6 protein-coding genes and 3 pseudogenes are annotated in these 11,281 nt (G+C 65.0%); 6 read left to right on the top strand and 3 right to left on the bottom strand.

Annotation, left to right across the window (positions count from 1 at the left end):
* Positions 1-546 precede the first annotated feature (546 nt).
* A complete protein-coding gene (locus BBK14_RS04190; RefSeq protein ID WP_241831112.1) occupies positions 547-978 on the top strand; it encodes a TetR/AcrR family transcriptional regulator in 432 nt (143 codons plus the stop codon).
* Between the two features lie 107 nt (positions 979-1,085).
* Here the strand turns inward: BBK14_RS04190 and BBK14_RS04185 are convergent, their stop codons facing one another.
* Positions 1,086-2,342, bottom strand: coding sequence for an amidohydrolase family protein (locus BBK14_RS04185; protein WP_071059892.1), 1,257 nt, complete (start codon positions 2,340-2,342; stop codon positions 1,086-1,088).
* 525 nt (positions 2,343-2,867) lie between these two features.
* Positions 2,868-3,936 (bottom strand): annotated as a pseudogene (locus tag BBK14_RS04180) (IS701 family transposase).
* A gap of 48 nt (positions 3,937-3,984) precedes the next feature.
* On the opposite strand from BBK14_RS04180, the pseudogene BBK14_RS04175 reads away from it, so the two are divergent.
* From BBK14_RS04175 to BBK14_RS04165, 3 genes and pseudogenes are all read left to right on the top strand, one after another.
* Positions 3,985-4,682: pseudogene (locus tag BBK14_RS04175) on the top strand (SDR family NAD(P)-dependent oxidoreductase).
* Positions 4,679-5,443, top strand: a pseudogene (locus BBK14_RS04170) (SDR family NAD(P)-dependent oxidoreductase). The pseudogenes BBK14_RS04175 and BBK14_RS04170 overlap by 4 nt, the downstream one beginning before the upstream one ends.
* A 399-nt stretch (positions 5,444-5,842) precedes the next feature.
* Complete coding sequence (locus BBK14_RS04165; protein WP_071059891.1) at positions 5,843-6,790, top strand: zinc-dependent alcohol dehydrogenase; 948 nt, start codon at positions 5,843-5,845, stop codon at positions 6,788-6,790.
* A 283-nt stretch (positions 6,791-7,073) separates the two neighbouring features.
* Here BBK14_RS04165 and BBK14_RS04160 read toward each other — a convergent pair whose 3' ends face one another.
* Positions 7,074-8,369, bottom strand: a complete 1,296-nt coding sequence (locus tag BBK14_RS04160) for an ABC transporter substrate-binding protein (protein ID WP_071059890.1) — start codon at positions 8,367-8,369, stop codon at positions 7,074-7,076.
* 1,259 nt (positions 8,370-9,628) lie between these two features.
* Here BBK14_RS04160 and BBK14_RS04155 point away from each other — a divergent pair.
* On the top strand, positions 9,629-10,480 hold the full coding sequence (locus BBK14_RS04155) for a mycofactocin-coupled SDR family oxidoreductase (RefSeq protein ID WP_071059889.1): 852 nt from the start codon (positions 9,629-9,631) through the stop codon (positions 10,478-10,480).
* 64 nt (positions 10,481-10,544) lie between these two features.
* Positions 10,545-10,961 (top strand): SDR family NAD(P)-dependent oxidoreductase, encoded by a 417-nt coding sequence (locus tag BBK14_RS04150; protein WP_241831111.1) that lies wholly within the window; start codon positions 10,545-10,547, stop codon positions 10,959-10,961.
* Positions 10,962-11,281 lie beyond the last annotated feature (320 nt).

Raw genomic sequence — 11,281 nt, 5'->3', positions numbered from 1 at the left:
GGCCCACCAGACCCGAGCGCTCCCCAGCCACTACCGGCGCCGCGGCGACCCGATCCCCCTCGCTCTACGCACCTGAACCCGAACCAACCAACCAACCAAGATCTAGGAATGTAGTACCAGGACATGATCGGACTGACTGTACCGGAGATCCGCAGACTGATCGCCACCCTCCTGCACCGGCTCCACCCGCCCGCGTTCGTCTGGGCCTGGTCGACCTGGCGCAGACGCCGCCAACACCAAGCCAGACGCTGCCACTACAAACGACGCGGYCGCTAACAAGTGCCGTTGCAGTACTAACGGAATCCAGGCCAGGGTTGACGCGGTCGAAGTCGCGACCGGGGAAAGATATCGAGTGATGAAAGGTCGGCCAGTGGCTTCAGCCCGACGCGTCGGCTCCGTCGATTCCGCGACCCGGTTCGTCTTGCTCGACCGAGCCCAGCGAATGATGCTCGAGCAGGGCTACGCGTCCCTCAGCTACCGCACACTCGCGGCGAGGGCCGGTGTCGCCCGAGCCTCGCGCAATACTACTTCCCGTCGCTCGACAATATGATTCTTGCGCTCCTGTGGCGCAACACTGGCCAGCGCCTCGAGCAGCTCGAAAAGATTGCGGAGGCCGATCACCCGCTGCGCGAAATTTGGCGGCAGGCAGGAAGCGCAACCAGAGCCGCCCTGCTGCTGGAATTCATGGCCCTGGCCAACCATCGAAAATCCATCCAGGACGAGATCGGTCGCTGGATCGAGCGCCTTCGTGTCGCCCAACTGGACGCCGTCACGGCCACCTGGGACCGGTATGGGCTCGACCGCGAGGACCTCACGCCATCGGCACTCCTGTTCATGATGAACGCGATCCCGCGGATGATGCGGCTCGAAGAAAGCTTCGGGATTCGCACCGGCCACGCCGATACCGTCCAGATCATCGAGCGCTTCCTCGACCGCATCGAGCCTCTGCCGCCGACCAACGATCACCTGGCGGTATGACCGACGGGCTCCCCGCTTGCCGCCGACGACGAGCGAGGCGCCGAACCTCACGCAGGGCGTTGGCCGAGTACCGCCAGTACCGATCGAACCCGGCCTCGTCGTTGCTGTCAGACGCCTTGCTTCTCGGCGTAGAGGCGGGCCCATTCCGTCCGGGAGCGGATCGTGGTGTCGACGTCGGTGGCGAGGGCGCGGCGGGCGCCGACGGTGGCCTTTTCCTTGGGGATTTCCTGGAAGGGGTCCCAGTTGAAGAAGCGGCAGGCGTTCTGCCAGGTGATCTTGTCGATCTCCTCGTCGGTGGCGCCGGCGCTGTCCAACTCGTTCAGGACGAACTCGGGGGCATCAGGCCAGATCGAGTCGGAGTGCGGGTAGTCGCATTCCCAGGCGATGTTGTCGATCCCGATCTCGCGGCGGAGCTTCAGCGATGTGGGGTCGGTGACGTAACAGGCGAGGGTGTGCTCGCGGAAGACTTCGCTGGGCAGGCGCCCACCGAAGTCGCGGCGCAGCCAGCGCTGGTTGGTGTAGTGGCGGTCGCAGCGGTCGAGGTAGAACGGGATCCAGCCGATCCCGCCCTCGGAGAAGGCGAATTTCAGGTCCGGGTAGTTGCGCATCGCCGGGCCCCACAGCAGGTCCTGCGCGGTGATCATCGAGATCTGATTCGAGATGATGATGAGATTGTCGATCGGGCCGTCGGGGGCGAGCTTCAGCGCGGCGAAGCCGGTGCCGATGTGGAGGCACATGACCAGGCCGGTGTCGGACAGCGTCTGGAAGACGGGGCCCCAGTAGTCGATGTCGTGGTAGCTGGGGAGGCCTTCGAGGTGGGGGAGTTCGGGYATGGTGACGGCGCGGCAGCCTTTGGCCGCGACCCGGCGGATTTCGTTGATCATGAGCTGCGGGTCCCAGGTGGGCAGCAGCGCGAGCGGGATGAAGCGGCCGGGGTAGGTGCCGGCCCAGTCCTCGATGTGCCAGTCGTTGTAGGCCTGGATCATGACGACGGTGGTGTCGGTCTTGTAGTGGTTCAAGTGGCCGGCGCTGAAGCCGGCGAAGGTGGGGAAGCACATCGAGGCGAGGATGCCGTTGCGGTCCATGTCGCGGACTCGGTCGTGGATGTCATACACCCCGGGCCGCATCTCCGCGAAGCCCGCCGGGTCTAAGGCCCATTCTTCCGGTGGCCAGGACACGACGGCGTTGAGCCCGCTCACGCCAGTGACCCGACCCTGGTAGATCCATTGCTCGACGCCGCGCTCGTCCCGCTGGACGTGTGGGGCCTGGTCGACGAGCTTCGCAGGCACGTGGTTCTTGAACATGTCGGGTGGCTCGACCACGTGGTCGTCGATGCTCACCAGCACCATGTCGTCGATGTTCATGTTCCTCCTCGGCTGTACGGATTCGGGATGAGGCTCGCGATCCACATCGCCCGGCGTGAAGTACCTCGCCGCGCATGATCGTTCGAAGGGAGATGGACTCGCCCCGCGGCCGACGGTAGACAGACCATGGGTCGGCATCGATGTCAACGCCGTACCGGCCCACAGTGGAGATCGCCGGCACTCCTCGCATGGTTCGCCACTCCCCCCTGGACATCCTTATACAAGCGTATAACATCGTACCTTACGTTGGTACAGGTATTTCACCCCGTGAGCCGAGGCGACAGCCCGAGGCGGGGCAGGAGTGAGGAGCAGCAGGTTGAGTCATGTCGCGGTTGTGACTGGCGGCGCGTCAGGGTTAGTACTGCAACGGCACTTGTGGGTGTCCGCGTCGGCGGTAGTGGCAGCGTCTGGCCTGGTGTTGACGGCGTCTACACCAGGTCGACCAGGCTCAGACGAAGGCGGCCGGGTGGGGCCGGTGGAGGAGGGTGGCGATCAATCTACGGATCTCCGGTACTGTCAGTCCGATCATGTCCTGACAGGTGCGAGTGCTGCCCCTTTTACCTGCTCGGCGCGGACGGCGGCGAGGGCGGCGTAGGCGAGCATGGACAGGGTGATGTGTGGCGTTCCAGGCCCGCCAGTCCCGGACCTGGTAGTCGTCCAGGCCGCAGGTCTGTTTCGCCTGCTGGAAGCATTCCTCGATCGCCCACCGAGCCCCGGCGACCGCGGCGAGCTGGGCCAGGCTGGTACGGCGGGGGCCGTAGCAGACGTAGTAGGCCAGCTCACCGCTGGTGCGGTTGCGCCGGGCGAGCAGCCAGTGGCCCCGGCCCGGCGTCCACCACATCCGGACCCGGATCTCGACCCGGGCCCAGTCGTAGTCCCGCAGCCCGTGCGACCCGGGCCCATCGGTGGTGACCAGGTCGTCGTTGCGTTTGGTCGCCAGCACATGGGCCTCGTCGCGCTGCTCGAGCCAGACCCGCAGGTACTTCACCTGCCCGTAGGCCTCGTCCGCGGTGAGCCAGGAGAACGGCACCTCCCCGGTCAGCGCCCGTTCGATCATCGCGATGCCCTGGCGGGGTTTCGTGGTGAACCCGACCTCGCCGGGTATCCCGGCCGCGGCGCACCGGTCCCGATCCTCAGTCCAGGTCTGGGGCAGGTAGAGCTCCCGGTCGATCAGCGCATGCCCGAACCGGGACCGATAGGCCAGAAACGTTCCGACCTGGCAGTTCTCCGTGCGCCCCGCGGTCCCCGAGTACTGCCGCTGCACCCCGGCGGAGCGGGTGCCCTTCTTCAGAAACCCGGTGTCATCCACGATCAGCACCGCACCCGGGTCCCCGAGCCGGTCGACCACGTAATCCCGAACGTCGTCGCGGACCCCGTCCACATCCCAGTCCGCCCGGCGCAGCAACCGCTGCATCCCGTCCGGGCTCACCTCACCAGCCTGCTCCGCCAGCGTCCACCCGTTCTTACGATCCAGCCCCGCGACCAGCCCGGACACATACTCCGCGACCCGCCGGCGCGGCTCCGCCCGACCGAACCGGCCACCGATCCGCCCGCACAGCCCCTCCAACTCGCCAGCCCACGCCTCCACCACCACAACACAGATCATCCACCACGACCATCAAGTGCCGTTGCAGTATTAGGTCTGTCGATCTGTGAGCACCTCGCTCGACAGGGGCAGCGCATAGCGGTGCTCGACCTGGACGCGGCCGCAGCCGAGCGTGCGGCAGTCGATCTTCGAAGCGGTGGGGGGAGGCGTTCGCCGTCGGAGTGGACGTGTCCGATCGGGCGTCGGTCGATAAGGCGATCGCCGCCGTGCGATCGGAACTCGAGTCGATCGGCATCCTCGTCACGAGCGCCGGCGTCTCCGGGTTTGTGCGATTCGAGCAGTTGACAGTCGACGACTGGTCGCGGTCGATCGACGTCAACCTGACGGGGACCATCAACTGCGCGCAGTCGGTGATCGGCGACATGGTGGCGGCGGGCTGGGGCCGGATTGTCACCATCTCGTCGGCCGCTGGCCAGACGGGGGTGGCGCGACAGGTGCACTACTCCGCGTCCAGGGGAGGCGTCATCGCTCTCACCAAGGCATTGGCGCTCGAGTACGCCGCCGCTGGGATCACAGTGAACACGATCCCGCCGTTCACTGCCGACACGCCGATGCTTCGTTCCATGCAGCAGTCGAAGTATCTGCCCAAGATCGAGGTGCTCGAGCGGATGGTTCCCGCAGGCCGCCTCGGCACCGGCGACGACATCGGTGCAGTGTGTGCATTCTTGTGTACGGACGAGGCCGGGTACGTGACCGGGCAGGTCGTCGGAGTAAATGGTGGAGCGGTCACATGACGGGACGGTTCAGTCTCGAAGGCAGGGTGGCCGTCGTCACGGGAGGCGGCATCGGCATCGGCTCCGCGCTGGCGCTCGCCGAGTACGGCGCCGACGTCCTGCTCGCAGCCCGCCGGCCGGAACCGCTGGAATCCACCGCCGAGGAGATAGAAGCATTAGGCCGCAGGGCGCTCCCCGTAGTCACGGACGTGACGAGCCCCGAGCAATGTCAGCAGCTCGTCGACGCGGCGCTGCGGGAGTTCGGGCGGCTCGACATTCTTGTCAACTGCGCCGGCGGCGCCGAGACGAAGTCACTGCGGCGGTGAACGGAGGAGGAATGGCACAAGGTCCTGGCGCTCAACCTCGGCAGCGTGTGGTTCCTCTCGCGTGCCGCCTCGGTGCCCATGCTCGATCAGGACAAGGGCACAATCGTGAATATTTCCTCCGGTGCCAGCTTGCTGGCGATGCCCCAGGCGGCTCCGTACGCCGCCGCGAAGGCCGGCGTCAACAGTCTCACCCGGTCTATGGCTGGCGCCTGGACCCGCAAAGGTATCCGGGTCAATGCCATCGCGGTCGGAGCTGTCCGGGCGGCCAGCCTGACCGACGACGCCGAACGGTACGGGCTCGACCCGGAAGCGATCGGCCTGATGAACGCCTCCGGTCGCCTGGGCGAGCCGGAGGAGATCGGCAACGCGGTCCTCTTCTTCGCTTCCGACGCGGCGAGTTTCTGCTCCGGACAGACGCTCTATGTACACGGCGGCCCCGGCCCCGCAGGCGTTTGAGCCGAACGGCGGGGTCTGAACGGGCGTGGATCGATGCCCCTCGAGYCCGATTCGTAGCCATGTGCCAGGGCACGCGACCGCGCGCCGAGGAGCATGACTTTCCATCTCTGCCCTCAGCAAGTCTGCCCAGCAGAACGGCTAGCCGGATAGCCGACCAGCGCGACTCCGAGAGTGCMGGTCGCTGAGCCCGCGGTCCTGCTGTCGCTCCGACGGCAGGAACACGACGTCACATCGCGCTCGCAGTCGTCCGGAGTTCACCACGCGACCATCATCTGTGCCGGGCCCCGGCCGCCCCCTTCCACGGGGGGAGGTGGCGGTCGCGGGCGGCAGGATCAGCCTCGGACAGATAGGTGTCACCGGAGATTCACGTCACGAGAGAGAACGAACGAGGGGACGGCGATGAAAGCAGTTCGGGGACATGAGGGACGGCCGGTGGTCGTCGAGGTCGATACCGTGCCCGGGTGGGAACAAGGCGAGACTCTGAACATGGCCGTGGCAGGTATATGCGCCACGGATCTGAACTATCTGCGACTGGGAACCGAGTTCATCCTCGGTCACGAGCTCGCTGGTAGGAAGTTAGACGGGACGCCTGTGTTGGTCGAGGGTSTTTTCGGTTGCGGCGCGTGCATTTTCTGTAGCGAGGGCCGGAACAACCTCTGCTCACAATCGGCCAAGAACGCGCTCGGCATCATGCAGAATGGCGGCATGGTGCAACAGTTCCGGGTACCCAAGCACAAAGTTCTCGAGCTGCCGGCCGGCCTGGATGTCTCTAACGCGTCGCTGGCAGAACCGGCCTCCGTCGCCTGGCACGGGGTACGTCTCGGCGGGGCCGCGCCGGGGCGCACCGTGGCCGTCGTCGGCGGTGGTTCGATCGGACAACTCGCAGCGGCCGCGGCACAGAATCAAGGGGCCGATGAGGTAGTGCTCGAGGCCCGCTACCCCCACCAACACAACATCCGCGAACGCCTCGTGGTCGGGGAGCCTCAGACTGGGGAGCTCTACGATGTAGTGATCGAGGCCGCCGGAACAACCAGCGCCCTCCAACGAAGTGTCGAACTGGTCAAGCCGGGCGGCAAAGTCTCCCTCTTGGGCGTGCACTACAACGGCCTCGACGTACCGTACGCGGCGCTGCTGACAAAGGAAGTAACCTTGGCGATCTCAATGGGGTATTGCGGGTACGCCGGTCAGCGGGAGATGCGGCAGGCCGCGGAAATGCTCGCGGCGCGTCCAGAGATCTCGGACGCACTCATCACTCACCGATTCCCACTCGAAGACGCGGCCGAGGCATTCCGGGTGGCCGGCGACCGCGAGTCCGGCGCTGTCAAGGTTGTTGTCGAAGTCGGCTGAGCCACGCATCCCGCAGGCCACGGGAGCGCCCGGCTCGTCGCGGGTATCGCGCTTCTCCCCTAGATCCCCCTAGATCGGAACGCCCTTGAACCGTTTTGGCCTGTTGACGGGCCGGCCGGCGAGCGGACACGACCCTCTCGACGAGGTCGACCGGCTGCGAGCAGGCCATCCGGTCCGTCGCATTCGTCGCAGCGTCGCCCTTATGCATAAGAAATCCTGGAACTAGCACGTGGTCTGCCCTCCCGGCGAAGAACTTCGCCGGGAGGGCAGACCAACCAGTAGATCAATCCTCGATCGGAGAATATCCGATAACCCTGAAGTCCCCGATCTCACCCTTGTCGTTCAACGTCGTCGACAGGCCACCCCGGACGCAGACCGCCGGATAGTCCGGACTAGCCTTGCCGTTGCATCGGAACCTCAGCCCCGCCGCTCCGGGGAGTTCGATCTCCGGCATCGCCTTAATGGTGGCATTGATCGTTTCTGGGGTGATTTCGCCAGATATACCCGCGAGCGCTGCCTGGAGGCCGGAAAGGGAGATGAAAATGGTCCTGGGGCTCGTGTCCTCGACGTCGATGTCATTCCCATAGGTGTCCATGACTGTGCCGTACAAGACGCTCGACGGATCGGTCCCGCCACCCGGCGTGATGGCCGAGATAACCATCCCGCTGAGTTCATCGGCCGGCACGGCCTTACGCGTCGCGGGGGTGATGCACTGAGAGATGGCCGTGATCGTGCCGTCGTAGCCGACCGCTCGCAGCCCGTTGAACGCGCTGATACAGAACGAGTCGTTGCCCACAACGAACACGACACCGGGATCACCGTTCACGACATTCTGCATCTGTGGCGTCATGTCGGCCGTACCCGGCGCGACCGCGACGACCTCGTAGTCAAGACCCGCGTCCTCGTACCGTGCAGGTGCGATCCGCTGTTGGTCCAAGGCGGCAGGTACATCGATGACGACCTCTGTGACCTTGTCGGCGCCCTTGTCCTTCGCAACGCCGATAGGCATCGAGAGTGTCGCGAAGGTCGGATCGCCTAGGAGGTAGGTCGATTCGGGATCGCTCAGCAACGTCTGGTTTCCAGAGCCGAAGAACATCGCCGGGATGTTCGCGTCAGCCAATGGCTGCGCCACGCTCTCGACGACTCCCGACTCGGCGACCGCCACGGCCACCACGTCGTTCTCGATCATCTGGTTGCCACAATCCGCACCTTTGGCCGGATCGTTCAGCGTCTCGCATGTCACCAGCTTGATCGGCCTGCCGCCGATGCCGCCTTTGCGTTCGTTCAGCCACTTGGCCGTGGCCTCGGCCACATCGAACTGCGCCGAGTTGTCGACCGTGGCCGATCTGCCATCGGAGATGATACCGATCTTCACCGGATCCCCCGCCGCCTTGTCCACCGAGCCAAGCACGTTCGCGTCGGTGGTCGCACCTCCGGCGGCAGGCGTCTCGGCGTCGTCGGACCCACAGGCGGCGACCGACACGAGCAGGGCGGACGTCGCTGCTAAGAGCGTGAGGGAGGACCGTCGTAACGGCCGATGGTGCGCCGAGCGGAGTCGCGGAGCCAAGATATAGCGCATGTATCCCCATCTCGTATCGGTGACCGTGCGTCGAGCCGTCTCCACGACGGTTTCGAGGCGGCACAGCACGATCTAGCCGGGACCGATCGGCACCCGGCCGGAGAACTTCTTCCTTGTTTGGATGACGGTCTGTACGACGATCGTGCGGCGTACTGCCGATGTCAGCCGTCCGTCGACGATTTTCTGATGCACCGAAAGGGGCATGCATCGATTTCGCCGTTTCGGGTATACGAAGAAACCGCGTCGAGTATCGACAGCCTGAGGCCGGTCGGTCGACCGCAGGAGCATCCAGGTCTGCGCCGCTGGTGGCCGTTCCACGGGTTGAGAAGAGAGTCCGGCGCAGAGCCCAATCTCGAGCCAGGTGCGGCGGCCGACCTCAGCCGAGCGAGGGTTTATCCAAGCTACCTCTATGCATGCGACTCGACCCGGTCAGCGAACGGCGACGGAGCGGACTTCTATAGCCGGGTGGCGCCGGCGAAAAATCAAAATGCCGCGTCGCCAGGTTCCACACCTCCTGTCATTTCGATTGACGAGCCACTTCCCTGGGGCAGAAGGAGAGGGGTCGTGATCAGTCGCCTGAGGAGCGAGACTTCCATGTACCGTCAGGCCCTCTATTATACACCCGTATGGCGTGGAGTGTCGGCCTCCGCCAAAGCTTTTCGTAGCAACTTCTCGCGACCTGAGCGGCGAGATACTGCGTGCGCCGGATCGTGACCGGATCACCACGGGCTCCGGGGCGCCTCAGCGTTATGGACAAGGTTGCAGATCTACGCTGCGTTCACCGATCGAGACGCAGGGCGAGCGCCGACCCGGGCACCCMGAGCACCTCTGTCCGAAGGCCCAGCGGAACCTAGACCTAGACTTTACACACGTACAGCATCTGCCGTACGCTTGTACAGGTACGAGATCTCCGGAGTAGTTCGCGGCCATGGCTCGCGGACTCGCCGACAAACGAGGAAGGGACCATGGTGCTGGGCCACGCAGTCAGAGCGAGAGAGCCGACCGGGACTCCGGGCTGTCGATCACCGCAACATCACCTGCGGTAACGGCGATATGGCGCTAGCGGGGCATAGGTGACCAGGCGCCTGGCAGCCCGTCGCTCGCCCAACCACGGTACTGACCCTCGAAAACCAGCTGTCGGGCAGTCTCCCGCGCAGCGAAGACCCGGCATCTCGGTCGATTGGTCCGCACCCTCGCTTCCTCGGCGGAGGGTCGAGACCCGCCCGTGGTGCGCGAGCTGAGTGAAACAGGAGTAGGACATGGGCAAACTCGACGGCAAGGTCGTTCTCATCACGGGCGCAGCGCGCGGTCAGGGAAGAAGCCATGCTGTGCGGCTGGCGGCCGACGGGGCAGACATCATCGCGGTCGACATCTGCGAGCAGATAGCCAGCGTGCGTTACCCGCTCGCCACACCAGACGACCTGGCTACGACGGTCAAGGAGGTCGAGGCACTCGGCCGGCGCATCGTGGCCTCGCAGGCCGACGTTCGGGACCGGGTGCAGTTGCGGAACGCCTTGGACCGCGGCCTCGCCGACTTCGGGCGGTTGGACGTGGTGTGCGCGAACGCCGGAATCTGCCCCCTGCAGGACGAGACGACCTGTAGCAGCTTCATCGACGCAGTGGATGTGGACTTCGTCGGTGTCCAGAACACAGTGGCAGTGGCCTTGCCGCATCTAAGGGACGGCTCGTCGATCATCGTCACCGGCTCGACCGCTGGGATGATCAAGGGGACGACGGACGCGATGGGTTCGCCGGGGGGCGTCGGCTACGCGATCGCCAAGCAGTTGATAGCCCGGTACGTCGAGGTGTTGGCTCTGCAGCTCGCTCCGCACTTCATCCGGCTCAACGCGGTCCATCCGACCAACGTCAATACTCGCCTGTTGCAGAACGAAGATATCTACAAGGCATTTCGGCCGGATCTCGAAAATCCGACGCGGGCCGACGCCGAGCTCTCATTCCCGAACATGCAAGCAATGCCGATCCCGTACATCGAGGTAGAAGACGTCTCAGCTTTGGTCGCATATCTTGCCAGCGACGAGTCGCGGTACATGACCGGTCTGAACATCCGGCTGGACGCAGGCGCGATGCTCAAAACTCCCCCCGCTTTCTAGCTCCGGTCCAGGAGCATCGCGGGTGTATTCTGCAGCCGCTCCGCCATGGTTCCCGGCGGATCGCGTGCTGGACGTCAACCTCTGGGGCGTGATTCACGGCGTTCGGGCTTTCGTGCCACGCATACTCGCGACGGGCCAGCAAGGGCACGTAGTGAACGTTGCCTCGATGGCCGCCGTCCACCCGCATGCCCGGCTCGGCCCGTACACGGTCGCTAAGCACGGCGTCCTCGGTCTGTCCGATGTGCTGCGCGACGACCTCGCCGCCGAAGGATCATCTGTCGGCGTCAGCGTAGTTTTTCCCGGCCGCATCCGCACAGGAATGAACCCGATCGGCTCCGTCGGCCCAGCTACCGTGGCACGCAACGTCATGGACGCCATCGAACGGGGGCGCCCCTATGTCTTCACCGACGATCACTCGGAGGATGCCGTTCAGACCCGGCTACAGGCCATAATCGCGGCCCGCGACGACGTGATTTCCTGACCGTACGGTTCGCCGGACCAGGAGCGGACCCGGCAAGTCGGAATTGATAGCGAATCATCAGCCGTACAACCGGTATCGAACTCTCGGCCACGATGCGAATACGGCCGACCGAGTCGGATGCGACCATCCCAGATCTAATCCGCGGCAGGCGGAAATTCACCCAGGAGAGAGAGAAATGACAGTGGAGATGTCTCGACCGATCCGAGTTGTGCAGTGGGCAACCGGTACCATCGGTGCGTACGCCATGCGTGCAGTGATCGAGCACAGCGGTATGGAGCTGGTCGGAGTGCGAGTTTATTCTCAGGCCAAGGAAGGCAAGG

The organism is Parafrankia soli (assembly GCF_001854695.1).
GTDB classification, from domain to species: Bacteria; Actinomycetota; Actinomycetes; order Frankiales; family Frankiaceae; genus Parafrankia; species Parafrankia soli.
Note: the sequence above shows the minus strand (reverse complement) of the source record. Positions and strands in the feature narration are given on the sequence as shown.

Coding starts and splice junctions, on each gene's coding strand:
- BBK14_RS04155 (WP_071059889.1), top strand. CDS start 9,629: ATGGGCAAACTCGACGGCAAGGTCGTTCTCATCACGGGCGCAGCGCGC.
- BBK14_RS04190 (WP_241831112.1), top strand. CDS start 547: ATGATTCTTGCGCTCCTGTGGCGCAACACTGGCCAGCGCCTCGAGCAG.
- BBK14_RS04160 (WP_071059890.1), bottom strand. CDS start 8,369: ATGCGCTATATCTTGGCTCCGCGACTCCGCTCGGCGCACCATCGGCCG.